We start from the raw sequence: 26,372 nt of genomic DNA, 5'->3' as shown, positions 1-26,372 counted from the left end.
GTGCTCTCCTTACTATCTCTGCCCGGTTGTCCATCTCAGGTCGCGTCACGCGGCGCGCGTCTGAGGGACAGGCGGAATACGGTGTGTCCCGGAACCGACTCGGCCAAAATCCAGCCGTCGTGGTCCGAGATGATTTTGCTGACCAGCGCCAGCCCAAGACCGGTGCCGTTTTCCCTGCCCGACACGAACGGATCGAAAATGTCGCTGCGGATCTTGTCCGGCAGCCCTGGGCCGTCGTCGATGATTTCGATCTGCAGGGGCAAAGAATGCCCCGAACCGTCGCTGCGGCGCAGGCGGAAGGAATGTTCGAAATACGTCCGCAGGCGGATTGTCCCGCCTTTGGGGGACGCCTCGGATGCATTTTTGAGCAGGTTCAACACCACCTGCAAAAGTTGATCTGGGTCACCATAGGCCAGCGGCAACGAGGGGTCGTAATCTTCAAAAATCGTCATATGCGCGCCAAAACCCAACAGCGCTGAGCGCCGCGCACGGTCCAGAACGTCATGGATATTGACTGGTTTGAAATCTGGCTGGGTCAGGTTCCCAAATTGCTCGACCTGCTCTAACAGCTTCACTATTCGCCGGCTTTCAGCAACGATAAGATCTGTAAGTTCAAGGTCTTGTTGACTGATATTCATGCTTAGAAGCTGCGCGGCACCGGTGATCCCCGCCAACGGGTTCTTGATTTCATGCGCCAGCATTTCGGCCATGCCAATCGCCGATTGCGCAGCAGATTTTACCGTGTTGCCCCGCGTCATCCGCCCCGCCAGTTCGCGTGGGGACATGGTCATGATCATTGACCCCGGATGCCCAAGCAGCGGCGCAATCTGCAAAGCACATTGCAGCGGCGCCCGATTACCTGACCCCACATCGACATCATTCACGAAAAGCGGTGTGCCCTGTTGGCGCGCACGCAAAAACGCTTCTTCCAGTGGGGCATCCACGGCGATCTGGTCCCAGACCGGGTGACCGATAACTGCGTTGCGGGAGGCGTTCAGGAACCCCTCTCCGGCGGAATTCACATCGGTGATCCGGTCATCGGCATCAATGATGAAGGCCGGAACCGGCAGCGACGCCCAGATGTTCTGGTCCGAGGTCATGCTGCTGCCTCTGCGTCGCCGTGCAGGGCATCGCCCAACAGACGCAGCACTTCGGCGGTATCCCGCGAGGTCAAAACCGCACGTCGCAAGGTTGCCGGGGTCGCGGCCTCATCCATGTACCAGCCAAGATGTTTACGTGCCACGCGCAGCCCCAGATCGGTGCCGTAAAAGTCCAACATCGCCTCATAATGACCGCGCACCATGTCGATCAGGTCGCCATTGGCGGGGATGACCGGCGCTTGTGCGCCATATAAATCATGGCACATCTGGGCGAGCAGCCATGGCTTACCCTGCGCCCCACGCCCAACCATGACGCCATCAGCGCCTGACTGGTCCAAAGCCGTGCGCGCTGCATCAGTATCTACGATATCCCCGTTCGCGATGACGGGGATCGACACCGACTCTTTCACCGCTCGGATCGCTTGCCAGTCCGCGCGCCCCTTGTAGAACTGGCACCGCGTACGCCCGTGGATTGTGACCAGTTGGATGCCTGCACCTTGCGCCCGGCGCGCCACGTCCGGCGCGTTCAGCAGGTTGTCATCCCAACCCAGACGGGTTTTCAGAGTGACCGGAATTTCGACGGCCTCGACCACGGCCTCAATCAGTGTCAGCGCGTGATCCGGCGTCTTAAGCAGCGCCGAACCGGAATAGCCATTCGTCACCTTCTTTGCCGGGCAGCCCATATTGATGTCGATCACCCGCGCGCCACGATCGGCCACCTGACGCGCAGCCTCGGCCATCCAATGCGCCTCACGCCCGGCCAGTTGAACAGCGGTGTTTTCAACGTCAGCAGACAGCTCGGCCCGTTCCCGCACGCCCGGTTTGGCCTGCACCATTTCCTGACTAGCGACCATTTCGCTGACGACCATGCCCGCGCCAAAGCGCATCACCAGATCGCGGAACGGTCGATCGGTGATCCCGGCCATCGGGGCCAGCATGACCGGCGGATATAAGGTTTTGTCGGCGAGGTGCAGGGTCAACGTGCTTAATCCTTGGGCAGTTGCGACTTAGATATCGAATTCCGCGCATATGAACAACAAAACGGCAGGAAACAAGCTTGCAAAATCACCACTTGCCTATTTTTTAAGCAACTTGACGCGGGTGATTGCCTCTACATTCACCGCAGCTTAAACACTGCGCACAAATCATCGGAGAATTCGCCCAATGACCACCGCCGCCATCATCGTCGCCGCAGGACGCGGGTTGCGCGCCGGAGGCGGCATCCCCAAGCAATGGCGACCATTGGCCGGGCGTCGGGTTGCGGACTGGACCATCGACCGGTTTCGCCATCAGGTCGACCATATTGTTCTGGTGCTGTCCGTGGATGATCAGACCGCCTGGGACGAGTTTTTAGGCTCTGATCTGCTGCTAGCAAAAGGTGGCAGCGATCGCGCCGGGTCAGTGCGGAACGGGCTGGATGCATTGGATGGGCTGGGGATCGAACATGTCCTGATTCACGATGTCGCCCGCCCCTGCGTAAGCAGCCAGACTATTACAGACGTCCTAAACACCCTGACCAAGCATGAGGCTGCAGCACCCGGTCTGGCCGTCACAGATGCGCTTTGGACCGGTAACGAAGCCGTAGTGACCGGAACGCAGGACCGGACGGGTTTATTTGCGGCGCAGACCCCACAGGGTTTTCGCTATGACGCGATTGTCGCGGCGCACGCGGCCCATTCTGGCGGCGCGGCGGACGATGTCGAGGTCGCCCGCGCCGCTGGCATGAACGTGGTGATCGTGCCAGGCGATGCCGATAACATCAAAATCACAGGACCCGAGGATTTTGCCCGGGCGGAACGCATATTGGGAAAAGAAATGGATGTAAGGCTGGGCAACGGATACGACGTGCATCGGTTCGGTGACGGAGATCACGTAATCCTGTGCGGGGTTAAGATTCCGCATGACCGGGGGCTGCAGGGCCATTCGGATGCGGATGTCGGCATGCATGCGGTTACTGATGCAATCTATGGCGCGCTGGCGCAGGGCGATATTGGCCAGCACTTTCCGCCCACGGACCCGCAATGGAAGGGCGCCGCAAGCGAGATATTCCTGCACCACGCGGTCGAGTTGTCGGTCCAGATGGGTTACAGCATCTCAAATGTCGATTGCACGCTGGTCTGCGAATACCCCAAGATCGGTCCGCACGCACCCGCGATGCGTGCAGAAATGGCGCGCATCATGGGGTTGCGCGTCGATCAGGTTTCGGTCAAGGCGACCACGTCCGAACGCCTTGGTTTTACCGGGCGAAGCGAAGGCATCGCCTCGCTGGCCACAGCTTGCCTGGTGAAGTCATGAACGCCGCGCGATTGATCGGGACGGTTTGCGGCGTCGGATATCTGCGCCCGGCACCCGGAACATGGGGATCTCTGGCCGCCCTGCCCCTGGCCTGGGTTCTGCATACGCTGGGCGGTTTTCCCTTGCTGGTACTCGCCACTGTGGCCGTTTTTGTCGGTGGCCTGTGGGCAACCAAAGTCATGACTGCTGGGCAGGAAGATCACGACCCGTCCGAAATCGTCATCGACGAAGTAGCCGGGCAGTTCATCGCGCTTTGGGCCATTTCCTACCCATCTTGGGCGCATGGAATTGATATCACAGCCCTTTGGCCCGGCTGGATCGCAGGTTTCCTTCTGTTTCGCCTGTTCGACATCACGAAACTCGGCCCGGTGGGTTGGGCTGACCGCAAAGGTGACGCGATGGGTGTGATGCTGGACGATGTGATCGCCGGCGTCTTTGCCGGGATCGGCGTTCTGGTTCTCGCCGGCATCTCACACGGTGTTCTGGGCCTATGAATGTCGCCGCTTTGCTTGACCGCGCCAAGTCGCAAGGCGTGATGATCGCGACAGCCGAAAGCTGCACCGGCGGCATGGTCGCTGCCGCACTGACGGATATTCCAGGCAGCTCGGCCGTGGTGGATCGCGGGTTTGTCACCTACACCAATGAAGCCAAGCAGCAGATGCTGGGTGTGCAGCCCGAAACGCTGGAAACTCATGGCGCGGTGTCCGAGGAAGTGGCGCAAGAGATGGCCGATGGCGCGTTGAGGAATTCAGACGCGCAATTGACTGTGTCCATCACCGGCATCGCGGGTCCAGGTGGATCCGAATTCAAACCCGAAGGCCGCGTGTGCTTTGGATTGGCAGTGGACGGGCAGAAGACGATAACCGAAACCGTGGAATTCGGGGCGTTGGGGCGTGACAAGGTGCGGCTGACCGCCCGCGATCATGCCTTGGACCTGTTGTCGCACGGCCTTTCGTCAATTGCTTAATAATCTAGCACTCCACTCATTTTGGCGCTCATTTAGTCACCGGTTCACAAAAGGCCCTTAAAACAGGCGTCAAAAACGCCCTCTGCCTCTTTTTTCCCCGCCCTCTCTCCGCTTCAACGCCAGCCACGCAAGCTGAAGACGCCACAGAGGAGACCGGCTGATGAATGGAGCCGATACCGCCTGGATCATAGTTGCAACTGCACTGGTCCTATTCATGACATTGCCGGGCCTCGCCCTGTTCTATGGCGGCCTCGTGCGCGCCCGCAACGTGCTGAGCGTTTTCATGCACTGCTTCAGCATCGCTTGTTTGATGAGCATCCTGTGGCTGATCGCCGGATACTCGATCGCATTTGGTGACGGCGGATCGGGTCTGTGGGGCGGTCTGGGCAAAGCCTTCCTGAACGGAGTTGACGTCGACAGCCTGTCGGGCACCCTGCCCGAGGTTCTGTTCTTTGCCTTCCAGATGACCTTTGCAATCATCACCCCCGCCCTCATCATCGGCGCATATGTCGAACGTGTGGGTTACGGGTTTGTCATGATCTTCTCGGGCCTGTGGATGCTGTTGTGTTACGCACCTGTCGTCCACTGGATCTGGGGCGGCGGCATTCTGACCGATGGCGGCATTCTGGGTGAGATCGGCGTACGTGACTTTGCAGGTGGCATTGTGGTGCATGAAACGGCAGGTCTGGCCGCGCTGATCATCGCTGTGGCGCTTGGCCCGCGCCGCAACCGCACAACCCCGCCGCACAATCCGGGCTATGTCATGATCGGCGCTGCGATGCTGTGGGTTGGCTGGTTTGGCTTCAATGGCGGTTCGCAATTGGCGGCAGATGGCGGTGCCGCAATGGCGATAACTGTTACGCATATCTCAGCTGCAACCGCATCGCTGACGTGGGCGCTGTACGAACGTGTCAAATACGGCAAAGCCTCGATGGTGGGCCTGGTTACAGGTACCATTGCGGGTCTGGCCTCGATCACTCCGGCCTCAGGCTATGTCGATCCGGTTCAGGCGCTGATCATCGGTGCCGTAGCAGGTGTGCTGTGTCAGGAGGCCGTAAATATCATCCGTAACAAGCTGAACATCGACGACACTCTGGACGTGTTCGCGGTGCACGGCGTAGGCGGCATCTTTGGCACCATCATGATCGCTGTGTTCGGCCTGGGTGCCTGGACCGCGCAGTTGGGCGGGCTGGTCATCGTAGGTGTCTTTACGGCAGTTGTCACATTTGTGTTGATCAAGGTGGTTGCGCTGATCACCCCGCTTCGCGTAGATGCAGAAACCGAGACAAACGGGCTCGATCTTTCGGTACACGGCGAGCGTGCCTATGACATGAGCAGCTAAGCCCACCTTGGCTGCCTCTTGCCCGCAAGGGCCAAAGCGGGCCTCTTCGTGAGGTCCGCTTTTCTTTTGCGCACACCCCTCTCGACTCTGGGACGGGGGACAGGCTATCAGCCCGCAACGTCATTTTGTCCCGAGGTTGCACCATGATCCCCAGCTCTTTCCCCGATAGCACCGAAATCGCCCGCCTGACCGCGCGGATGCTGCTGGAGATCAAGGCCGTCCATTTCAATTCGCGTGAGCCGTTCACACTGGCCAGCGGCTTGCCCAGCCCGACCTATATCGACTGCCGCAAGCTGATCTCGTATCCGCGCATACGGTCGACCCTGATGGATTTCCTGACGGTCACCGTGATGCGAGATGCCGGGTTTGAGGCATTCGACAATATCGCTGGCGGTGAGACCGCGGGCATCCCATTCGCCGCTATGGTCGCCGAACGTATGGCGCTGCCGATGACCTATGTGCGCAAAAAGCCCAAGGGTTATGGCCGCAATGCCCGTATCGAAGGCGCGATGAGCGAAGGTGAGCGCGTTCTGCTGGTCGAGGATCTGACCACCGATGGCGGGTCCAAGCTGTCCTTCGTGGATGCGATCCGCGAAACAGGTGCCACTTGTGGGCACACGGCGGTCATTTTCTACTATGGCATCTTCCCCGAGACCGAAAAAACCTTAGGCGACCACGGCATCCAATTGCATCACCTGTGCACATGGTGGGATGTTCTGGCCGAGGCCAAAGCGCAGAAAGCCTTTGATCAGGAAACACTTGACGGTGTCGAAGCCTTCCTGAAAGACCCGCGTGGCTGGCAGGAAGCAAATAAATCCACGTGAACCTCTTGTGGACAGATTGGGGATAAGCCCAGAAGAATCGGTCGACCGGCCACGATATCTGGTGACTTTTTCCCCAATTCCTACATAATAAGCTACGCATACACAGGTATCCAAACTGTCAGGAAAGTTATCCCAAGGCTTTATCCATAGTTAGCCACAGGTATTTCCAGATAGCCGACACGCCAAAATAGCGTGTAGAAAGCGCCGCAGGGCAGCGGGGACAAAATGAACGAGATAAGCAGCATCGAGCAGGCAGCAGCTCGGATTCAGAACGCCGAAACCATGCCGCATTCCATTGAGGCCGAACAGCAGCTTCTGGGTGCGATCCTGACCAATAACGATCTTTATGATCGGGTCGCTTCAATCATCGGGGCCGAGCATTTCTATGACCCGGTTCACTCCCGGATTTATGAGGTCGCCTCGACCCGGATTGCTAAGAATGCACTGGCCTCGCCGGTGACTCTAAAATCCTTCATGGCCGAGGATGAGGGCCTGCAGGAACTGGGTGGCCCGGCCTATCTGGTCAAACTGGCAGGCGCATCGATCAGCGCCTTTGCGGTGCATGACTATGCCCAGATGATTTATGATCTGGCAATCCGGCGCGAGCTGATCCGCCTGGGCCGCGATATCTCGGACAAGGCAGCGCGGGTCGACATCAGCAGCGAACCAAAAGAACAAATCGTCGAAGCCGAGCAACAGCTTTATCAGTTATCCGAGCAGGGCCAGACCGAACAGGGATTTCAATCCTTCCTCAAGGCGGTCACAGAAGCCGTCAACGTCACCAACGAAGCTTACCAGCGCGGTGGTGGCATGGCAGGGATTTCCACCGGTCTGGCCGACTTGGACAAACAACTGGGTGGCTTGCACCCGTCTGACCTGATCATTCTTGCCGGTCGTCCGTCGATGGGAAAAACCTCTCTGGCGACCAACGTGGCATTCAATGTCGCCAAGGCGTACAAACGTGGGCTGAAACCAGACGGCTCAGAGGGCGCGGTTGACGGCGGTGTCGTTGGCTTTTTCTCATTGGAAATGAGTGCCGAACAGCTGGCAGGCCGAGTTCTGGCCGAAGCCTCCGAAATCTCATCCCATAAGATCCGCCAGGGTGACATGACCGAGTCCGAGTTCCGCCGCTTTGTCGACGCGGCCAAGGAACTGGAAGCCTGCCCGCTTTTCATTGACGACACGCCCGCCCTGCCGATTTCGCAGTTGGCGGCTCGGGCACGCCGTTTGAAACGGACACATGGTTTGGACCTGCTCGTTATCGACTACCTGCAGCTGTGCAGGGGAATGGCCGAAAACCGCGTCAACGAAATTGCCGAAATTTCGATGGGCATGAAAGCCATCGCCAAGGAATTGCAAATTCCGGTGATCGCCCTGTCCCAGCTTTCGCGTCAGGTTGAAAACCGCGACGACAAGCGCCCACAACTGTCCGACTTGCGGGAATCAGGCTCGATCGAACAGGACGCCGACGTGGTGATGTTCGTGTACCGTGAGGAGTACTACAAGGAACGCGAAAAGCCCGGCGATCACGAACTTGAAAAGATGGAAGAGTGGAAGCAAGCCATGGAGCGTCTGCACGGCAAGGCCGAAGTCATTGTCGGCAAGCAGCGCCACGGTCCCATCGGCACGGTCGACCTCTCGTTCGAGGCGCAGTTCACCCGTTTTGGAAATCTGGTCAAACCCTGGCAACAGGACGGACAGATTGAGGGTTATTAACCCTCACCACAGCTCGGGTTTGTTGAATGCACTGACACAGTGAGATGGCCCCTTGAAAGGCGCCATCTCAGTCCCTGTCAACGATTGCCCCAACCACCCGTGCGGATGGCTTAACGGCAGAGGAGATTGGGCGACTTTTTCTGAAATCGGAAAAAACCCGGTTTTGCCGTAGTAGTTCGGATCGCCGTAAGTCACCACAAAATCCACTTTGTCACGGCGCAGCCCGTCCAACCCAAACGCGATCAGCCGCTGCCCAATCCCTGCCTTCTGGCAATCCGTACGCACGGCAACCGGTGACATCAGGAACACCTGTCGCGGGTCTTGGTCAAAGCGCAGCCGCGAAAACAGGATGCAACCCAGCACTGGGGGACCATCATCGGCAATGGCGGCGTGCAGGTCATCTCTGTCCGTCGTCTCCAACAGATCGCCGACCAGCGCACTGATCACTGCTCCCTCTTCTTTACCCTCAGATGCCGTGAATACGTCGCGAAACAGTTCAGGCAGTTCGGTCGCATACGCATTGTAGTCCCAGGTCATTTTCAGCATAGAATTCCTCTCACTTCATCGTCCGGTTCTGAGTAAACGATTTACTTATAAAACATTCGTTGAATACGTGGCGGATACAATGTCGAGGCAACAGTAATACTCCTAAAAGTCAGGAAAACCGCCATTGTCCCTGCGATAGCGGCTAGAAGCTGCCCAGCACTCGCAAAATCTCCTCACGAATTGCTGTTTACCCCCTTGACCTGCGGCAATCCAATGTCATGAACACTCCATGGGTACTGCACACTTAACGATCAATCTTCATGCGCTTGCCAGCAATTGGCGGGCACTGGACGCAAAAACGAAAGTCGAAACCGGAGCAGTTGTCAAAGCTGACGCTTATGGGCTTGGAGCTGGGCCAGTGTCTGCGACCCTGGCTGAAGAAGGGGTTCGCCAATTTTTTGTCGCCGCCGCCGAAGAAGGCGCCGCTGTGCGCGAGGCGGTAGGCCCCAAGCCGCAGATTTTCGTGTTCTCTGGTTTCATGGAAGGGGACAATGGGCTACATTATGCAGATAATCTGATCCCTTTGATCAATTCGCCGGAACAGTATAAGAGGCTCCGGCAGGCTATGCCGGATCGCCCTTTTGGGGTCCAATTAAACAGTGGCATGAACCGCCTTGGGCTTGAGCCCGCAGACTGGGCTGAACTGCGGCCCGAGATGGAGGCCAATAACCCGGTGGTAGTTATGTCACATCTGGCCTGCGCGGATGAGCCTGATAACCCGATGAACCAACAGCAGTTGAAATCCTTCCGCGAGATGACAGATGGCGTGACTGCCCCCCGTTCTCTGGCTGCTACGGGTGGTACGATGTTGGGGTCCGAGTTCCACTTTGACTTCTGCCGCCCCGGCATCGGCCTGTACGGCGGCATGCCCTTTGCCGACGCGAAGCCCGTTGTCGCGATCGACCTACCTGTTGTCCAAGTCCGCCCTGTCGACGTCGGTGAGACGGTCGGATACGGCAACAGCTGGATCGCGCGTCGTCCCTCTCGCATTGCAACCGTTGCCGCCGGTTACGCTGATGGTTTGCACCGCGCCATCGGTGGTGGGATCGACGTGTTTTTTGGCAACCAGCCCTGCCCCGTTGTCGGACGCATCTCGATGGACCTGATCACGGTTGACGTCACCGATCTGCCCGAAGATCCCGAACGCCTGCGCATTCTGAACGGACATCAAACAGTCGACGACCTGGCCGAAGCCGCCGGCACCATCGGATATGAAATCCTGACGTCGCTGGGCGCGCGCTATTCCCGGGGATACGTGGAATGAACCCCTTGGCCCCGCTGGGTGGCTTGGGCCGTGCTGTCCTGTCCATGCTTGCCAACTTTGGCAAGGTGGGAATTTTCGCGCTGGACGCGATCTCACACATCTTTCGGCCGCCCTATTATCCGCGCGAGTTTGCCGTTGCCCTGATGAATGTGGGCTGGCTGTCGCTGCCGGTTGTTGGCCTGACCGCAATCTTCACCGGTGGTGCGCTGGCCTTGCAAATCTATGCGGGCGGCGCGCGTTTCAACGCCGAGGCCGTGGTACCCCAGATCGTTGCCATCGGCATGGTGCGCGAACTTGGGCCGGTGCTGGTTGGCCTTATGATCGCCGCGCGCGTGACCTCATCCATTGCAGCAGAAATCGCTACGATGAAAGTGACCGAGCAGATCGACGCGCTGGTCACCCTGTCGACCCACCCGATGAAATACCTGACCGCGCCGCGGGTTCTGGCCGCACTCATCACTGTGCCCTTACTGGTCGGTATCGGTGATATCATCGGCATCGCGGGCGGCTATGTGGTTGCGACCCAAAATCTGGGCTTCAATGCGGCGACGTACCTGCAAAACACGGTCAATTTCCTTGAAACCAAGGACATCGTGTCATCGCTGGTCAAAGGCGCGGCCTTTGGATTGATCGCAGCCATCATGGGCTGTTATTACGGCATGAATTCAGGACGCGGTGCGCAAGGCGTTGGCCGCGCGACCAAGTCCTCGGTCGAATCCGCCGCGATCATGATCCTGGCCGCCAACTTCATTCTCACAGGGGTGTTCTTCTCGGTATGATCAGGATGGAGAACGTAGCAAAAGCCTTTGGCGACAATCAGGTTCTGCAGAGCATGAGCCTTGAGATCCCCAAGGGCACCTCGATGGTCATCATCGGTGGTTCGGGCACCGGTAAGTCCGTGGCGCTGAAGTGCATTCTGGGCCTGATCAAACCCGATAGTGGGATGATCTACGTAAACGGTAAGGACGCGGCCAAGGGCGATCGTGATAAATTTCTGGCCCGCTTCGGAATGCTGTTTCAAGGCGCGGCGCTGTTCGATTCCCTGCCCGTCTGGCAAAACGTTTCCTTCCGTCTGCTGCGCGGTCCGTTGAAACGCCCAGCCGAGTACGCGCGTGAGATCGCCATCGAAAAACTGCGCCGCGTGGGCCTGAAATCCGACGTGGCCGACCGCTTTCCGTCCGAACTGTCGGGTGGAATGCAGAAGCGCGTGGGCCTTGCCCGTGCCATCGCGGCCGAGCCCGAGATTATTTTCTTCGACGAACCCACCACCGGCCTTGACCCGATCATGTCCGGCGTCATCAACGATCTGATCCGCGAGATCGTGACCGAGATGGGCGCTACCGCGATGACCATCACCCACGACATGAGCTCGGTCCGTGCGATTGCGGACAACGTGGCCATGTTGCACGGAGGGGTCATCCAATGGACCGGCCCGGTCAGCCAGATGGATGCCTCGGGCGACCCTTATGTCGAGCAGTTTATCAGCGGGAGTGCGGAAGGGCCGATTGAGGCGGTGCGGTGATAAGTAGCTCGAGCATTCTTGAGGTTTCGAACATTGTAAGGCTTTTAGGCCTCGCCTATTTAACTGGTTTGGGGGTTTCAACATCGGGCGCCTTTCCTGCATTTGGAAAGTCTCTCGCTTCAAAAGTCAAATACGCCCAAGCCCAAGCGCACATTCACCGCCAGCAATTCGGTTGGGACGTTGGAGAGGCTCCAGACAAAGTGGTCAAAACTAAGAACCCCGTCCTATTGTCGCTACTCACGGTTTTTCTTATTGCGATGGCGTACTTTGGTTTGGTCTGGGTAAGGAATGCTCAGATCCCAGCGCTAAATTTTGCACTAGGTTTTTCCTTTTTCGGATTAGGGCTGTTTTTACGTAAGCAATTCTTGCACGACTGGACAGGCCGACCATGGAAACTCGATTTCGCGAGTTTTCTGATTGGACTATTATTCGTTGTTACCCAAAAAATATGAAGCCATGCTACGCCTCGCTACCCTCTCGCTCCTGATCCTCTACCCCATCGCGTGGTTCGCCCCACTGATGCGCGCGGGGTTCCTGCCGATCTTCGGCCTCAGCGAGATCAGCGTCATCACCGGCCTGCAGTCGCTGTGGAAATCAGACGTCTTTCTTGCACTGATCGTCACCATCTTCGCCCTGTTTGCGCCCTATATCAAAACAATCGGTACCGCCCTGATCCAATGGGACATGCTGGACCCACGCGTCCAACCCGCACTCAACATCCTCGGGAAACTGGCTATGGCCGACATTTTCCTCATCGCGCTTTACATCACGCTGGCCAAGGGTATCTCTTACGCCACCATCGAAACCGCGTGGGGTCTTTACCTGTTTACGGCGTGCATTCTGGCCTCGCTTGCATTGGGCCACATTACCGAAATGACACGCAGATCACGAAATCCTCAGACGTAATTGATTGAAAACGCTTATCTGAGTATCATCTTTATATTTCGAGCAGAGAATTTTTGTAGTTTCGGTCCTGAGCGGATCATTCTGTGTGTGTTAGATGTTCCCCGCTTTGGGCTGGTGTGTTCCGGTTTCAAAAGGAGTTCGTCTAAGATGACTGCCCTCCACAACATCACATTGCAATTTCAGAATGCCTTTTTACGACTGACTTTTTTCCTCATTTGCACTGCGGCATTGTTCCTGGTCGGTGCCTGTCTTTTATCCGCCTTGGGGGTACTGCCCTGGCTGTCCATGCAGGCCGGTTTTGGCAACGATCCGGCTATGGACGCGGGCATGTATATCCAGATCGGCCTGACCGTGCTGATTCTCATGCTGGCGTTCTATCTGCCCGCTAATGCCCGGATGATGGCGCTTGAAACGTCACATCGTAAGTTCTCATTGAACATGTATGACGTGGCTCAGGCCTACCACTTGGCTCATTCAGCGGATCGCGGCGAAACGTTTCTGCTGTCCTCGGAATTCGACGCAGTTAAGGAAAGGATGGCCTTCCTGCGCCACCACCCCGACCTGCAATCACTCGAACCCGAAATCCTGGAGCTGGCCGCACAGATGAGCCATATCAGCCAAGAGCTGGCAGAAACCTATGGCGATGCACGTGTCAGCCGCGCCCGCACGTTCTTGCAGCAACGTCAGGAAGAGATCGAAACGTTCCAGAAGCGGATCGAAGAAGCGCAGGTCATCCAGCATGAGCTGCGCCAATGGACCCACGATATCGAGATGGAAGAATCCATTGCCAAATCGCAGCTGGCGCGTTTGCGGGACGAACTGTTTGAACTGCTGCCCGAATTGTCGGCACAGCTTCAATCGCCCGTCGACGACCGCGATCCCAAGAAATCGAGCGTCATAGCAATGTCGCCGCCCCGCGCCGCCGAATAGGCGCGACAGCGCCCGCCGGGAACGATGGCCCATCGGGCCTGAGGACGCGGCGCGCCATCGGCAGAGATGAAAGCCCTGCTAGGGCTTGAAGAACGGCCCGCGCTCGGGCACCAAGGCCGAATGGCAAAGACAACTTTCTCCTGCTCGGCCTGTGGCGCAACGCATTCCCGGTGGTCCGGTCGGTGCGACGGCTGCGGTGAATGGAACACAATCACGCAAGACGTGCCTCTTTCGGCTGGCCCGGCAAAGAAATCCCTCGGCGGCAAACGTGGCCAGTCCATTACACTCACGGACTTGTCGACCGAGGAAACACCGCCGCCGCGCACCTTGTGTGGCGTAGAAGAGCTGGACCGCGTTTTGGGTGGCGGTCTGGTCCCGGCCTCGGCCCTGCTGGTTGGGGGCGATCCAGGTATAGGCAAGTCGACGTTGCTGTTACAGGCCGCAGCGCGGTTTGCACGTGCTGGCGTCAAGACGATTTACGTGTCTGGCGAAGAAGCCAGCGCTCAGGTGCGCATGCGCGCGCGCCGTCTGGGGCTAGAGGACGCACCGGTCCAACTGGCCGCCGAAACCAACCTGCGGAACATTCTGACGACGCTTGAGGCAGAGAAACCCGGTCTGGCCATCATCGACTCGATTCAGACTATGTGGGCCGACAATGTGGACAGCGCACCGGGCTCGGTGTCACAAGTCCGTGCCGCGGCGCATGAATTGACCACGTTTGCGAAACGACACGGTGTTTCAATCATCATGGTCGGCCACGTCACCAAAGAAGGCCAAATCGCAGGTCCCCGCGTGGTCGAACATATGGTCGACACAGTCCTATACTTCGAAGGCGAGCGCGGCCATCAGTTCCGCATCCTGCGGGCGGTCAAGAACCGCTTTGGTCCTGCCGACGAGATTGGCGTGTTCGAAATGACTGGCAAAGGGCTGGCACAGGTGACCAACCCTTCGGCCTTGTTTCTGTCCGAGCGCGGCAAACCAAGCCCCGGATCGGCCGTGTTTGCCGGGATCGAAGGCACACGCCCCGTTTTGGTTGAATTACAAGCGCTTGTGGCCCCGTCCCCACATTCACAACCACGCCGGACCGTTGTCGGTTGGGACAGTGGGAGGTTGGCAATGATCCTCGCCGTGCTCGAAGCACGCTGCGGCATCCCTTTTGCAGGTCTCGATGTGTACCTCAATGTCGCTGGCGGATTGAAAATTGGTGAACCCGCCGCAGATCTGGCCGTTGCAGCAGCCCTGTTGAGTGCCCGAGAAGACACAGCCCTGCCTGCAGATACCGTTGTTTTCGGAGAAATCTCGTTATCTGGGGCACTTAGACCGGCCCCGCAGACCGAAAACAGGTTGAAAGAAGCCCAAAAACTTGGTTTCACATCGGCAATCGCTCCGGCGGGCGGCAAAACCGGTACTGTGGCAGGTCTGACACTCACCCGACCCTCTGATTTGGTTGGGTTTGTTGGCGAAACCTTCGGAGCAGGTTAAAGTCGCCCCCTGAGGGGCAGAAAAAAACAGGCGAGGGCCATGGAAGGTTTTACAATAATTGACGGGGTCGTTGCCCTGATCGTCGTCGTTTCAGGCATTCTTGCCTATTCGCGCGGCTTCTTACGTGAGGTTCTGGCCATCGCAGGCTGGGTCGCAGCCGCAGTGCTGGCCTTTATCTTTGCGCCCCAAGCAGTGCCACTGGTCAAAGAGATCCCGGTTGTTGGGGATTTCCTGCGCGACAGCTGCGAATTGTCGGTCATCACGGGCTTTGCTGCGGTGTTCGCAGTTGCACTTATTATTGTCAGCATCTTTACGCCCCTGTTTTCTTCGATCGTCCAGCGATCTGCTTTGGGCGGTCTGGATCAGGCACTTGGTTTCTTCTTCGGCATCGCCCGCGGCATCCTGTTGGTTGCCATCGCATTCTTTGTCTATGATACGGTAATGACTGGTCAGTCCTATACGATCGTGGACGAAAGCCGCTCGGCCAAGGTGTTCGAGCAGTTCAGCGACAAGATCGAAGAACAGAACCCCGAAGCGGCTCTTGGCTGGGTCACCCGCCAATATGAAGAACTGGTCGCCAGCTGCGCGGAAGGTTCTGCACCGGCCGAGGATCTGACGGCCCCTGCGACTACGGAATAAATGCCTGGCACGGGTCCGACCCATGCTGCAATTGTTGAAACGAGCCGCCGCGTTGCCGGCGGCTCGTATTCGTTTGTGCCCGTGCTTTTGTAATTGTCTGGAAGATCTTTCGCTGAACGGTTGTCATCAAGAACTTCTTTGGTGTCTTGCCGGGTCTTCAAAAAAACCCACATATCCCGATCAAAGCCCTCCTAAAAAACGCACTTCTACTTGAGTTTCCAAGTGTTCTTTTTCGGTTGTCCGTTTTCGTAGATCCGAAACTCGTTTGCGCCGATACGTTCGACGCTCCAGCACTTTTGCCCCCAATTCCCTTTCTCACACCACTGATCGTCCTTGACGAACCAGTCCCCCGTGTATTTGTCCTTACCGTCCCAAAGCCCGTTGAGTTTGCCGTTCTTCTTGCTTGTTGCCTTGCTGTATGCCTGAACCCACGGCGTCTTTCCGTCATTGTTAGAGACGCCAGACAACTGGCCACCAAGTATTGTGGCAAGAAGTTCTTCCTGAGTCATGAACACCTGCGCAAACGCTGTTGTCGACGTCATGGCTCCAAAGCCTGCTGCAATGACTGCTATGCCCAGAATTGAACGCACACTTTTGAGTTCAAAATTACAAAGTCCGTAAGACATGAAACACATCCTTTTCGACAAATCCGAGATTAAAATAACTACTTTCCCCGTTGAGCTACCAGAAAGTCTCAACGCTACAATTGTATCATAATGCCACAAAACCGCCAAAAACTGACGCTGATGGCGCACTGTGGAAGGGTCTCACGTCTAATCCGGTCCCATTCCGGACGCTTGACCAGTGTCACCGGATATCCGCTTGCCAGAGCCCAGAACAAAAACAATTAGCTCAAGAGTTTTCGAGATCTCGTTTCGACAAAAAAGGGTACTGGTTCGCAGCCACAGCCGGTTTTTTTTGCTTAGGAAGTCTTCAGGCTCAGACGAACCCTTCACCTGCACAAACGGTGCATCTGATCATCTTCAAACCAAAACAGCCGTCACAACGGTTGAAAATTGGCTTCCCGTGAATGTCGCGGCTTTTGATAACCTCCCCCGATCCATTACAGATCTGACAGGGTGCCCGCCCCATGCCCCTGCATCGGTGACACCGGCGCTTTACCGGCTCTTCTTTTTTGTTTCCTTGTTTGTGCTGCCACATGGCGATTACCCGATCGAACCTTTGTCATTGTCAAAAACTCACTATGTCGACCATGACAGCACAAGCCTACGGTCCCTGCCACCTTTTCATGTTGTTTTCGGCAAAATCCGCATGCGTCAAATCGCGAATGTGATCCTTTGATGACACAGGCGCGCTTAGGCATTATGTGAGTGGCGAACTGACATGGAATCGGAGCTGCCGATCTTGCTGTATCTGTTTTATTACGCGCTTGCCCTTACGACGCTGGCGTGTGTGCGCCGCCAACCGACCGGGCGACAATGCGTACAGATGCCGCGGTCCAGACGGTCCGACCCGCACACCTAATCAACATAAACACGTCATGGAAATTGGAGCCCGTACATGTGTGGCATTTTAGGGATCGCAAGCAGGACACATGATGTCTTTGCGGAAATCTATGACGGGCTGCTGATGTTGCAGCACCGGGGTCAGGATGCCTCGGGGATTGTGACCTATACCGGCGAATTCTTCCGTGAGAAGAAAGCCAACGGGTTGGTCAAAGACGTCTTTAACGCCAGTGACGCCGAGACCCTGCTGGGACAGGTCGGTATGGGGCATGTGCGCTATCCTACGGCCGGATCGCTTAGCGCGGCTGAGGCGCAGCCGTTCTTCGTCAACGCGCCCTATGGCATCTATCTGGTCCATAACGGCAACATCACCAACACCGCCGAGCAGCGCGAGAAAGTTACCGCCAAATACAGCCGCCACCTGCGCACCACGTCGGATTCCGAGATTATGCTGAATGTTCTGGCGGACAAAGTGGCCGACGCGATCAAGGTCAATGGCAACGCCGAACCGATCCGCAACATCTTTGCCGGTGTGAAGATGACGATGGAACGCGTTCAGGGTGCCTATTCAGTGATCTGTCTGGTGGCCGGCGTTGGTATGCTGGCGTTCCGCGATCCCTACGGCATTCGCCCCCTGTCGGTTGCCAAGCGCGATGTGGATGGGGACGGCGACGACTATGCCTTTGCGTCCGAGGATGTCGCCTTCGGTATCAACGGATTTGAAAAGCTGCGCGATGTGAAACCGGGTGAGGCCATCCTGATTGACCTCGACGGTAACATGCACACGTTCCAGGCGGTTGAAGGCCAACTTACCCCCTGTATCTTTGAATACGTCTACCTGGCCCGTCCGGATTCGCTGTTGGATGGTGTTTCGGTCTACAAAACCCAGATGCGTATGGGCCAGACGTTGGCGCGCCAGATTGAGGCTGCGGGCCTTGAGATCGACCGCATCATTCCTGTGCCGGACAGCGCGCGCCCTGTGGCGCTTGAGGTCGCGAAAGCAACGGGCATTCCTTACCGTGAGGGTCTGGTCAAGAACCGCTATGTAGGCCGCACATTCATCATGCCCGGTCAGGAAGAGCGGCAGAAATCCGTGCGCCGCAAGCTGAACGCTGTTCCGTTGGAGTTCAAAGGCCACAACGTTTTGCTGATCGACGATTCCATCGTGCGCGGCAACACGATCAAAAAAATCGTTCAGATGTGCCGCGAAGCCGGGGCCAAGAAGGTCTTCATCGCCAGCGCCTCGCCACCGGTGAAATTCCCCAACGTCTACGGAATCGACATGCCCACCAAACATGAGTTGATCGCAAACGGTAAGAACATTGAGGATATCCGGCAGGAGCTGGGCGCAGACGCCCTTTTCTATCAGGATCTCGATGACCTGATTTGGTCCGCCAAGGAAGGTAACCCGGATATCGAATCCTTCGATTGCTCGTGCTTTGACGGTAACTACATCACCGGCAGCGTCAGCGAAGACTATCTGGACAGCCTCGAAAACAGCAGCCGGGTCAGCAAGAAAAAGCAGGACATGCAGGTGCCCGGCGGGTCCTGGAATGCGGCCAAACTGGCGTCCGGCTAAGAATACGCCCCCGAATCAGATTGCAGTGATGGCCCGTTTCGCAATTGCGATGCGGGCCTTTTCACGTATGGGCCACGCCTGATCGGTTGGTTTTCGCGCACAACTTTTCGATGAAGAAACCGCAATTGCAGGAACTTCGGCGACGCAGCTATTCAGCCGCGCTATCGCGCAATCCCCGCCTCTTTAGTTCCTGTCCTTCGTTTGATAGCGCATTTGCCGAACCACTCATAAAACAAGGGGTCAGGCCAACGTGGCCAGGCCGGAAATCATGTCAAACGCCAACGTCAAAAACGCGGCCACACAGACGGGCGCGCTAAAGAAGAACTCAGTCTCTGTGCTGGGAGTCTTTGGTCCAAAAGCTGACATGCGTGCGTTGGTGCGCCTGTCGTCAGGCCGGGTCAAAGAGGTCAAGCCCGGTAGTCGGGTGTCCTCGGGCACAGTGATTGCCATTGATGACGAAGGCGTCATGCTGCGACAAAGCGGCCAGACCAAGCGGATCGTCATCCCCGGAAGTTAATCTGCCTTGACGCCCTGCGCGCATGGGTTCAAACCGCCCTTATGACCGATCAGACCAAAATTGCCCTCATCACCGGGGCCTCGCGCGGTTTGGGTGCTGCCCTGGCCGAAGCTCTGGCACCCGAGTATCACATCGTCGCCGTTGCCCGCACCACTGGTGGGCTGGAAGAGTTAGACGACCGGATCAAAGCCAAAGGTGGCGCGGCCACGCTTGCGCCGATGGACATCGCGGACCCGAACGCCATGGCGACCCTGTGCCGGGGAATCCATGACCGATGGGGCAAAGTTGATCTGTGGATGCACACTGCAGTCCACACCTCGGCCCTGACGCCTGTGCATTTCGTGGACCCCAAGGAATGGACGAAGGCGGTCAACATCAACGCGACAGCCACGTCGGTTCTGATCCCGTATATCGCGCCCCTGTTGGGCGACAGCGGCCATGCGGTGTTTTTTGACGATCCCAAAGCGGGTGAGAAGTTCTATGGCATCTATGGAGCAACTAAGGCCGCGCAATTGGCGCTTGCCCGCAGCTGGGCGGTGGAGACAGAACGCACGGGTCCGCGCGTGTCGATCATGGAACCCGCGCCAATGCCCACGGCTGTGCGCGCTCGGTTCCACCCCGGCGAAGACCGCGATGTGTTGACCAGCCCTGCGGATGAGGCGGCCCGAATTCTGACGCTATTGTAGGAATAGCCCTTTAGGCCATGCCTCCGGTGGGGATACTTTGGCCAGATGTAGCGGGCGGTCTACGCGATATGTACGCCGTTGCGCCCAGCCAGATCGACAAAGAACTGCCATGCCACGCGACCCGAGCGTCCGCCCCGGGTGGCTTGCCATTCGATGGCCTCGGCGCGCAGGATATCGGCGTCGACGGACACACCATGAGCCGCGCAATACCGATCGATCATCGCAAGATATTCATCCTGATCGCAGGGGTGGAAGCCCAGCCACAGGCCGAACCGGTCAGAGAGCGAGACTTTTTCCTCGACCGCCTCTGACGGATTGATCGCGCTGGAGCGTTCGTTTTCAATCATGTCCCGCGGCATCAGGTGACGGCGGTTCGACGTCGCGTAGAAAACAACGTTTTCGGGGCGGCCCTCGATGCCTCCGTCCAGCACCGCCTTGAGGGACTTGTAATGCTGGTCATCGTGGCTGAAGGACAAGTCATCACAGAAAAGGATGAACCGGTGCGGAGCGGCGCGTAGATGGTTGAGAAGGCGCGCGACCGAGCCCATATCTTCGCGCTGGAGTTCGACCAGTTTGAGGTCAGGAAATTCCGCCTGCAACGTACCGTGGACAGCTTTCACGAGGCTGGATTTGCCCATGCCCCGTGCGCCCCACAACAGCGCGTTGTTGGCCTTGTACCCGGCCGCAAAGCGGCGCGTGTTGTCCAGCAACGTATCGCGTGAGCGGTTGATGCCCACCAGCAGGTCCAGATCGACACGGTTGACCTGTTTGACCGGCTCCAGCCGGTCCGGCTCGACTTGCCAGACAAAAGCCGGGGCTGCTGTGAAGTCGGGCGCGGCCAATGGGGCCGGTGCCATGCGTTCCAAGGCGTCAGCGATACGGTTCAGGGCTTGGTCGTTCATGGGCGCCTCCGGTCGGTTTTGCTGGTTTCAAACCATGTTCCGCCGGGCGCAACAAGAGCCGCGCACAAAAAAGGCGCGCCCCAACGGGCGCGCCTGATTGTTACCGATCATCAGGATTACTTGCCTTCTTCTTCCTGAATGATCTCTTCATCCGCTTCTTCTTCGTCGTCATAGTATCCATCGGCGCGCAGTTGTTCCTCGCGCTTCTTCTCAACACGTGCGACCAGGAAGATCGAAATCTCGTACAGCCCATAGACGACCACGAACAGGATGACCTGCGTGATCACGTCAGGCGGTGTCACCAGCGCGGCCAGAACCAGAATGGCAACCACAGCGTATTTACGCACGCCCCCCAGACCTTCGGCAGTTACCAACCCGGCTTTGCCCATCAGGGTCAATAGAACCGGCAGCTGGAAACACAGCCCAAAGGCCACGATGAACTTGATCGTCAGGTTCAGGTATTCCTGTGCGGAGCCCTGGAAGACCACGCTCAGCGGCGCTGTCGCGGTGCCGTCAACCACTGCCTCGCCTTCCGCTCCAAACTGCTGGAAGCCCAGGAAAAAGTCGTAAGCTAGTGGCGTGACCACGTAAAACGCAAAGCTTGCCCCCAGCAGGAACATGAACGGCGACGCCAGCATGAACGGCAGGAACGCATTCTTTTCTGTCCGGTACAGGCCTGGTGCCACGAACCGCCACATCTGCATCCCGATATAGGGGAACGCCAGTATGAAGCCGCCCAGCAGCGAGACCTTGATGGCGACGAAGAAACCTTCCTGCGGTGAGATGAAGATCAGTCCACAATCCTGTCCGCGATCAGCAAGTACCTGACACAAGGGATTCGTCAGGAAGTTAAACAGCGGCGTAGCGACCGTGAAACAGATTATCATCCCGATCAGGAACGCCACGACGCAGTGAATCAACCGCGTGCGCAGTTCTGCCAGATGCTCGATCAATGGGGCCGAGCTGTCTTCGATCTCGTCGGTATTGCTCATGTCTTGCTTTCAGTATTCAGCGCGGCTTCGGCCTCTTCAGCCTTGGCTAGCGCATCCGCAGCTTCTTTGGCCTTACGCTCGGCAGCGGCACGTGCGGTCGAGGCCTGAATCTTCTTGGCCTGCTCAGCACGTTCAGCAGCCAGCTTGCCGGTTTCGCTGTCGGGGTCGAACTTGGTCGGGTCCATGCTCTTGGCCATTTCCTGTGCGGCTTCTTTGACGCCGTCCATGGCGGTGTTCACAGGATTGGTGGCCGCATTCAGACCCTTCTTGATCTCGTTCACGCCCGCCTGATCCGCTGCCTCGTTCATGGCGCTGCTGAACTCGCGCGCCATGCCACGGGCCTTGCCAACCCAGCGGCCGACATTGCGGAACAATACCGGCAGATCCTTTGGCCCCACAACGATCAGGGCAACAACGCCGATGACCAGAAGCTCGGTCCAGCCCAGATCAAACATCTGCGCTTAGACCTTGTCTTTGTCTGTCTCGGGCGTGACGTCTTTGGCCACCTCGGACGCGTCCTGCTCCAGCTCGTCCGCACCTTCTTTGACGCCCTTCTTGAACGAGGTGATGCCTTTGCCCACTTCGCCCATAAGCGAGCTGATTTTGCCGCGGCCAAACAGCACCAGCACCACAACGGCAATCAGCAGAAGACCGGGAAGTCCGATATTGTTAAGCATGTCTCTTCTCCTTTGAAGTCGGCGCAAGCGCGCCGGGAATGTGATCTGGCACCGTGTTTACGCGCGGGCGGTCCATCGCAAAAGCGTGTCGGCCCGGTTCTGTGCCCAAAAATGAACGGATCACGCGATTTTTGAGGACTCGCAATTCTCAACTGACAGGTTTATGTCAGTTGAGAGCACGTAGAACGGCCCTGTCCCATCAAAACAGGAGCATGACGTGACACAAATCGCAGAAACCGTAACCTTCAAACTCGCGGCCGATGTAACAAAGGAGGATTTCGTGAACATCATGAAAGGCACCGAATCCTTTGTTCGGAACGCAGATGGCTTTGTCTTTCGGCGCCTCAGCGCAGGGGATGACGGGCTTTGGACCGACACCGTCATCTGGGCAGACATGGATTGCGCTCAATCCGCCGCCGCTGCCTTTCCCAAGCAGGACTTCGCCCCCGCGGTCATGGCCGCAATCGCGCCGGACACTGTCACTATGCGCCACGATGCAATCCATTGGGCCATCGGAGCGTCATGACACGCAGGACATCCTATGCGCCGCTCTGACCGGCTGTTCGATATCATCCAGATCCTGCGCGACGGTAAACTTCACCGTGCGCAGGACATCGCGGACCGGCTTGAGGTGTCGGTCCGCACCATCTATCGCGACATGGATACGCTGGTTGCCTCGGGCGTCCCGGTCGAGGGCGAACGCGGCGTGGGCTACATGGTGCGCGAGCAGATCACCCTGCCCCCGCTGAACCTGACCCCTGCCGAGCTTGAGGCGTTGAACCTCGGCATGGCCATCGTGGCGGAAGCCGCAGACCCCGACCTCAAGGCCGCAGCCACGTCGCTGGCCGACAAGATCGATGCCGTGTTGCCCACGCAGGTAGTGGCCGAGGCTGACAGTTGGAAATTTGCAGTCTATCCCTTTGCCGATGCGGCACGTGGGCTGGCGCATATGGCCCCGATCCGCGCCGCCATCAAATCCCGCCAGAAACTCCGTCTGTCTTACCGTCGGATCGACGGCGTTCTGACTGATCGGGTCATACGCCCGCTGCACATGGAATACTGGGGGCGCGTCTGGACCCTGACGGCATGGTGCGAGCTACGTCAGGGGTTCCGTGTTTTTCGCATAGACCTGATCGAAACAATCTTGCCCCTGCCCGAGGTCTTCGCAGACGAGCCCGGCAAGAGCCTTAGCGATTATGATCCGCACGCCTGACAGGTCTCGTCTTCTCTCGAATACTCTGGCAGAAGGCACATCCCGCTCGGGGCCATAACCCTCACCGCAGATAGGGTTCCGGATCGACAGATTCGAACCCTTTACGCACCTCGAAATGGACGTAGGCATTGTCGCCGCCGCGCAAGGAGGCGATCTTTTGGCCGCGCTTGACGCGAGCACCCTTTTTCACGGTGATGTTTTCGACATTTGCGTAGACGGTCAGCAAGTCGCTGTTGTGCTTTACCACAATGATCGGCACTTGATCCGCGTCTGCCGTGATTGCGGCAACAGTACCCGCAGCGGCAGCGTTAACCGGGCTACCCGGCGAGGCCGCAATGTCGATTCCTTCGTTCGAGCCCTTTTTATAGGTGCGGATGATCGTTCCTGTGACCGGCAGGCCAAGCGCCGAATTGCTTTGCGTTGTGGGTGCTTCGGCGGTCACGTCCGGCGCGGGTTCTGCCGGCTTGATATCTTCATCCGGCAGCGGTTGCGTCGCACTGGGCGGGGTCGGCGTGGGCGAGCCCTGCCCCGGTTGGGTGATCGTGGTCGCAGGAACGGTTGCAACGGCAGCTTCCTGACGGGGTGCTGCCTGGTTCTTGATGGGAATCAGCAGAAACTGACCTTCGCGGACGGTAAAGTCAGACCCCAGCCCGTTCCACTCGGCCAGAGCGTCGACCGGCACGTTATATAGGCGCGCGATCGTATACGCGGTTTCGCCGCGTTTGACCTTGTGGCGAATGGGCTCAGGTCCCACCGGCGCAGGGGCTGGTGCAGGCGCGGCGGTTGGTTGTGCCGGTTCCAGCGTCGATGTGCGCACCGACCCATCCGCCGGAGCTGCGTCAATCGCAGTGCCTGCAATTGTCGCGATATCGACAGAGCTGGCCGTGCTGACGGTACGGGGCAAGGCGACCACTTCGCCATCACGCAGCTGGTCCGCAGCTTGCAATCCGTTAAAACGCGCGACTTCCGCTGCCGGTAATCCAACCCGGGCAGCGATATCGCCGACCGTATCGCCCCGGCGCGCAACGGCCACTTGATAATTGGGATAGGTGATTACACCACGCGCATCCGGTGCAGGCCGGTTGGCAGTGGCTGCCTGCGCCGCATCGGCCGTGGAAAACCCGCCGACATTGCCTCGCAGGTCATAATCTATGGGGCCTTCGCATCCCGCGAGGAACGTCAAAGACGCAACACCTGCTGCGACTGCTGATTTGGAAACTGCTCTCATTTTACTGTCCTCACCGCCTGCCCCTGTTGTCCGGGGTTCCAGCGCTTATCGCGATAATATTTCCTTACGCTCCGTCTTTGCCAAGCCCTTCTAGCAGGGGCACGAACCGAACGGGCAACAATTCATCATAGTCCAGGCCGGTCTCAGTGCGTCTGACCCGGATCAGGGTCTGAACCGCATCCGACTGTCCCACCGGCAAAACCATGATACCGCCGATTTTGAGCTGCGCCAAGAGCGGCCCGGGCGGGTCCTCGGCAGCAGCGGTCACAATAATCCGATCAAACGGGGCTTGTTCCGACAAACCGAACGACCCATCCGACAGCATCGCCGTCACATTGGTCATCCCCAATTCGCGAAATAGCTCGCCGGTTTCGCGCACCAGACGTTTATGACGTTCGACCGTATAGACCCGGCGCGCCAGCTTGGACAGAACCGCCGCCTGATAGCCCGAGCCCGTACCAACCTCCAGCACCGTGTCACGGGGGCGCACATCCAAAGCCTGTGTCATCAGCCCCACCACCGAAGGCTGGCTGATCGTCTGGCCACAGGCAATCGGCAGCGGTGTATCCTCATAAGCTCGCTCGGCGAACAGACCTTTGACGAAACGGCCCCGGTCGACCTGTTCCATCGCGGCCAGAACGCGCGCATCCGTTACGCCGCGCGACCGCAGGGCAAAAAGGAATTGCATGGTTGTTTCTGGATCAAGTCCGCTCATTCGACCGACTTCAGTTGTCCCAGAACGTCATGGGCTGTCAGGTCCGCACGCATCGGTGTGACCGAGATGTAGCCCCCAAGGTTAACCGCCGCATCGGTTCCGGGTGCTGTCGGATTGTGCTGATAGCCGCCCTTGATCCACAGGAACCGCCGACCGGAGGGCGAACTGTGCGGTTCAACCGAGAAATTGGTATCCCGGCGAAAACCCTGCGGCGCGACGCGCGTTCCCAGAACCTCATCCGCTGGGACGGGCGGGAAATTCACGTTGTAAAACAGGCGGTAATCGCCCTGCTCTTCAGGCGTTGCTTTCAGAATTCGCCGCACGAGGTCGGCCCCGTAACGCGTTGCAGCCTCAAAAGGATCATCCAGACCCAGGTTGCGCGGCCCGAAATACTGCGACAAGGCAATCGCAGGAATACCCTGCAGGGCGGCTTCCATCGCCCCACCCACCGTGCCAGAATACAGCGTGTTCTCGGCCGAGTTGTTGCCGCGGTTCACACCGGACAACACCAGATCGGGCGGCGTGTCTTTCATGACGTCGTGCAGCCCGGCCAACACACAGTCAGCGGGTGAGCCTTCGGCGGCATAGCGGCGTTCGCCCAGCTTGGCGACCATCATCGGGTGGGTATAGCTGATGCAGTGGCCGACACCCGATTGTTCGAACGCAGGTGCTACGACCCAAACCTCGCCATCCGGGCCTGCCAGATCGGCGGCAATCGCCTCAAGTGCGATCAGCCCCGGGGCATTGATCCCGTCATCATTGGTCAGAAGTATACGCATAAGCCCCATCCACCCGGCGTTTTGCCCTTGATAGACCCGCCCCCGCGTCGCGGCAAGCAAAGCGCGCGTCCAATCTGATGCTTTC

At 58.1% G+C, this 26,372-nt stretch carries 31 protein-coding genes; 20 read left to right on the top strand and 11 right to left on the bottom strand.

Annotation, left to right across the window (positions count from 1 at the left end):
• Positions 1-35 precede the first annotated feature (35 nt).
• Together DHN12_RS00685 and dusB are read right to left on the bottom strand one after the other, a co-directional pair.
• Positions 36-1,100 carry a nitrogen regulation protein NR(II) gene (locus tag DHN12_RS00685; RefSeq protein ID WP_108858463.1) on the bottom strand — a complete coding sequence of 355 codons (1,065 nt, stop codon included), beginning with the start codon at positions 1,098-1,100 and terminating at the stop codon, positions 36-38.
• On the bottom strand, positions 1,097-2,080 hold the full coding sequence (dusB, locus tag DHN12_RS00680; RefSeq protein WP_108858462.1) for a tRNA dihydrouridine synthase DusB: 984 nt from the start codon (positions 2,078-2,080) through the stop codon (positions 1,097-1,099). Before dusB ends, DHN12_RS00685 begins: the two co-directional genes overlap by 4 nt.
• Before the next feature lie 184 nt (positions 2,081-2,264).
• Between dusB and DHN12_RS00675 the strand changes: the two genes are divergently transcribed.
• The 6 genes from DHN12_RS00675 to DHN12_RS00650 all read left to right on the top strand — a co-directional run bounded on the left by DHN12_RS00675 (position 2,265) and on the right by DHN12_RS00650 (position 8,244).
• Positions 2,265-3,395 carry a bifunctional 2-C-methyl-D-erythritol 4-phosphate cytidylyltransferase/2-C-methyl-D-erythritol 2,4-cyclodiphosphate synthase gene (locus tag DHN12_RS00675; RefSeq protein ID WP_108858461.1) on the top strand — a complete coding sequence of 377 codons (1,131 nt, stop codon included), beginning with the start codon at positions 2,265-2,267 and terminating at the stop codon, positions 3,393-3,395.
• Positions 3,392-3,889, top strand: coding sequence for a phosphatidylglycerophosphatase A (locus DHN12_RS00670; RefSeq protein WP_108858460.1), 498 nt, complete (start codon positions 3,392-3,394; stop codon positions 3,887-3,889). The genes DHN12_RS00675 and DHN12_RS00670 overlap by 4 nt, the downstream gene beginning before the upstream one ends.
• Positions 3,886-4,362: a CinA family protein gene (locus DHN12_RS00665; protein ID WP_108858459.1), complete on the top strand. Its 477-nt coding sequence runs from the start codon at positions 3,886-3,888 to the stop codon at positions 4,360-4,362. Before DHN12_RS00670 ends, DHN12_RS00665 begins: the two co-directional genes overlap by 4 nt.
• Before the next feature lie 160 nt (positions 4,363-4,522).
• Positions 4,523-5,704, top strand: coding sequence for an ammonium transporter (locus DHN12_RS00660; RefSeq protein ID WP_108858458.1), 1,182 nt, complete (start codon positions 4,523-4,525; stop codon positions 5,702-5,704).
• Between the two features lie 143 nt (positions 5,705-5,847).
• Positions 5,848-6,528: an orotate phosphoribosyltransferase gene (locus tag DHN12_RS00655; protein WP_108858457.1), complete on the top strand. Its 681-nt coding sequence runs from the start codon at positions 5,848-5,850 to the stop codon at positions 6,526-6,528.
• Between the two features lie 225 nt (positions 6,529-6,753).
• Positions 6,754-8,244 carry a replicative DNA helicase gene (locus DHN12_RS00650; protein ID WP_058278098.1) on the top strand — a complete coding sequence of 497 codons (1,491 nt, stop codon included), beginning with the start codon at positions 6,754-6,756 and terminating at the stop codon, positions 8,242-8,244.
• Between the two features lie 3 nt (positions 8,245-8,247).
• On the opposite strand, the gene DHN12_RS00645 is transcribed toward DHN12_RS00650, so the two are convergent.
• A complete protein-coding gene (locus DHN12_RS00645) occupies positions 8,248-8,790 on the bottom strand; it encodes a GNAT family N-acetyltransferase (protein WP_199913457.1) in 543 nt (180 codons plus the stop codon).
• A 229-nt stretch (positions 8,791-9,019) separates the two neighbouring features.
• Here DHN12_RS00645 and alr point away from each other — a divergent pair, with 229 nt between their 5' ends.
• From alr to DHN12_RS00605, 8 genes are all read left to right on the top strand, one after another.
• On the top strand, positions 9,020-10,054 hold the full coding sequence (alr, locus tag DHN12_RS00640) for an alanine racemase (protein WP_108858456.1): 1,035 nt from the start codon (positions 9,020-9,022) through the stop codon (positions 10,052-10,054).
• Positions 10,051-10,833, top strand: coding sequence for an ABC transporter permease (locus tag DHN12_RS00635; RefSeq protein ID WP_108858455.1), 783 nt, complete (start codon positions 10,051-10,053; stop codon positions 10,831-10,833). Before alr ends, DHN12_RS00635 begins: the two co-directional genes overlap by 4 nt.
• Complete coding sequence (locus DHN12_RS00630; RefSeq protein ID WP_108858454.1) at positions 10,830-11,576, top strand: ABC transporter ATP-binding protein; 747 nt, start codon at positions 10,830-10,832, stop codon at positions 11,574-11,576. The genes DHN12_RS00635 and DHN12_RS00630 overlap by 4 nt, the downstream gene beginning before the upstream one ends.
• The gene (locus tag DHN12_RS00625) at positions 11,573-12,028 is read left to right on the top strand and encodes a hypothetical protein (protein WP_108858453.1); all 456 of its coding nucleotides are present in this window, start codon (positions 11,573-11,575) and stop codon (positions 12,026-12,028) included. Before DHN12_RS00630 ends, DHN12_RS00625 begins: the two co-directional genes overlap by 4 nt.
• Positions 12,029-12,032: 4 nt before the next feature.
• Positions 12,033-12,482 carry a paraquat-inducible protein A gene (locus tag DHN12_RS00620; protein ID WP_108858452.1) on the top strand — a complete coding sequence of 150 codons (450 nt, stop codon included), beginning with the start codon at positions 12,033-12,035 and terminating at the stop codon, positions 12,480-12,482.
• 147 nt (positions 12,483-12,629) lie between these two features.
• On the top strand, positions 12,630-13,412 hold the full coding sequence (locus DHN12_RS00615) for a DNA repair protein (RefSeq protein WP_108858451.1): 783 nt from the start codon (positions 12,630-12,632) through the stop codon (positions 13,410-13,412).
• A 120-nt stretch (positions 13,413-13,532) separates the two neighbouring features.
• Positions 13,533-14,894, top strand: coding sequence for a DNA repair protein RadA (radA, locus tag DHN12_RS00610; protein WP_058271934.1), 1,362 nt, complete (start codon positions 13,533-13,535; stop codon positions 14,892-14,894).
• A 39-nt stretch (positions 14,895-14,933) separates the two neighbouring features.
• The gene (locus DHN12_RS00605) at positions 14,934-15,533 is read left to right on the top strand and encodes a CvpA family protein (RefSeq protein ID WP_108858450.1); all 600 of its coding nucleotides are present in this window, start codon (positions 14,934-14,936) and stop codon (positions 15,531-15,533) included.
• 206 nt (positions 15,534-15,739) lie between these two features.
• On the opposite strand, the gene DHN12_RS00600 is transcribed toward DHN12_RS00605, so the two are convergent.
• A complete protein-coding gene (locus DHN12_RS00600; RefSeq protein ID WP_159089939.1) occupies positions 15,740-16,159 on the bottom strand; it encodes a hypothetical protein in 420 nt (139 codons plus the stop codon).
• A gap of 178 nt (positions 16,160-16,337) precedes the next feature.
• Here DHN12_RS00600 and DHN12_RS24320 point away from each other — a divergent pair, with 178 nt between their 5' ends.
• From DHN12_RS24320 to DHN12_RS00580, 4 genes are all read left to right on the top strand, one after another.
• Positions 16,338-16,835, top strand: coding sequence for a hypothetical protein (locus tag DHN12_RS24320; protein ID WP_159089938.1), 498 nt, complete (start codon positions 16,338-16,340; stop codon positions 16,833-16,835).
• A gap of 219 nt (positions 16,836-17,054) precedes the next feature.
• The gene (gene purF / locus DHN12_RS00590; RefSeq protein ID WP_108858447.1) at positions 17,055-18,578 is read left to right on the top strand and encodes an amidophosphoribosyltransferase; all 1,524 of its coding nucleotides are present in this window, start codon (positions 17,055-17,057) and stop codon (positions 18,576-18,578) included.
• Positions 18,579-18,846: 268 nt separating this feature from the next.
• Positions 18,847-19,095, top strand: a complete 249-nt coding sequence (locus DHN12_RS00585; RefSeq protein ID WP_058271935.1) for a hypothetical protein — start codon at positions 18,847-18,849, stop codon at positions 19,093-19,095.
• A 41-nt stretch (positions 19,096-19,136) separates the two neighbouring features.
• Positions 19,137-19,781 carry an SDR family oxidoreductase gene (locus tag DHN12_RS00580; protein WP_108858446.1) on the top strand — a complete coding sequence of 215 codons (645 nt, stop codon included), beginning with the start codon at positions 19,137-19,139 and terminating at the stop codon, positions 19,779-19,781.
• 59 nt (positions 19,782-19,840) lie between these two features.
• On the opposite strand, the gene DHN12_RS00575 is transcribed toward DHN12_RS00580, so the two are convergent.
• The 4 genes from DHN12_RS00575 to DHN12_RS00560 all read right to left on the bottom strand — a co-directional run bounded on the left by DHN12_RS00575 (position 19,841) and on the right by DHN12_RS00560 (position 22,352).
• Positions 19,841-20,683, bottom strand: a complete 843-nt coding sequence (locus tag DHN12_RS00575) for an ATP-binding protein (RefSeq protein ID WP_108858445.1) — start codon at positions 20,681-20,683, stop codon at positions 19,841-19,843.
• A 116-nt stretch (positions 20,684-20,799) separates the two neighbouring features.
• Positions 20,800-21,675 carry a twin-arginine translocase subunit TatC gene (gene tatC / locus DHN12_RS00570; protein WP_108858444.1) on the bottom strand — a complete coding sequence of 292 codons (876 nt, stop codon included), beginning with the start codon at positions 21,673-21,675 and terminating at the stop codon, positions 20,800-20,802.
• Complete coding sequence (tatB, locus tag DHN12_RS00565) at positions 21,672-22,130, bottom strand: Sec-independent protein translocase protein TatB (RefSeq protein ID WP_058271821.1); 459 nt, start codon at positions 22,128-22,130, stop codon at positions 21,672-21,674. Before tatB ends, tatC begins: the two co-directional genes overlap by 4 nt.
• Positions 22,131-22,136: 6 nt before the next feature.
• Complete coding sequence (locus tag DHN12_RS00560) at positions 22,137-22,352, bottom strand: twin-arginine translocase TatA/TatE family subunit (RefSeq protein WP_058271822.1); 216 nt, start codon at positions 22,350-22,352, stop codon at positions 22,137-22,139.
• 217 nt (positions 22,353-22,569) lie between these two features.
• Between DHN12_RS00560 and DHN12_RS00555 the strand changes: the two genes are divergently transcribed.
• Together DHN12_RS00555 and DHN12_RS00550 are read left to right on the top strand one after the other, a co-directional pair.
• Entirely contained in the window at positions 22,570-22,878 is a 309-nt protein-coding gene (locus tag DHN12_RS00555) for a hypothetical protein (RefSeq protein ID WP_108858443.1), read from the top strand.
• 15 nt (positions 22,879-22,893) lie between these two features.
• On the top strand, positions 22,894-23,565 hold the full coding sequence (locus DHN12_RS00550) for a YafY family protein (RefSeq protein ID WP_108858442.1): 672 nt from the start codon (positions 22,894-22,896) through the stop codon (positions 23,563-23,565).
• A gap of 61 nt (positions 23,566-23,626) precedes the next feature.
• Here the strand turns inward: DHN12_RS00550 and DHN12_RS00545 are convergent, their stop codons facing one another.
• From DHN12_RS00545 to surE, 3 genes are all read right to left on the bottom strand, one after another.
• Positions 23,627-24,793, bottom strand: a complete 1,167-nt coding sequence (locus DHN12_RS00545) for a LysM peptidoglycan-binding domain-containing M23 family metallopeptidase (RefSeq protein WP_108858441.1) — start codon at positions 24,791-24,793, stop codon at positions 23,627-23,629.
• A gap of 64 nt (positions 24,794-24,857) precedes the next feature.
• The gene (locus DHN12_RS00540; RefSeq protein WP_058271826.1) at positions 24,858-25,508 is read right to left on the bottom strand and encodes a protein-L-isoaspartate(D-aspartate) O-methyltransferase; all 651 of its coding nucleotides are present in this window, start codon (positions 25,506-25,508) and stop codon (positions 24,858-24,860) included.
• A complete protein-coding gene (gene surE / locus DHN12_RS00535) occupies positions 25,505-26,287 on the bottom strand; it encodes a 5'/3'-nucleotidase SurE (protein WP_108859057.1) in 783 nt (260 codons plus the stop codon). The genes DHN12_RS00540 and surE overlap by 4 nt, the downstream gene beginning before the upstream one ends.
• Positions 26,288-26,372 lie beyond the last annotated feature (85 nt).

Source organism: Ruegeria sp. Alg231-54 (assembly GCF_900143525.1).
GTDB lineage: Bacteria > Pseudomonadota > Alphaproteobacteria > Rhodobacterales > Rhodobacteraceae > Ruegeria.
Note: the sequence above shows the minus strand (reverse complement) of the source record. Positions and strands in the feature narration are given on the sequence as shown.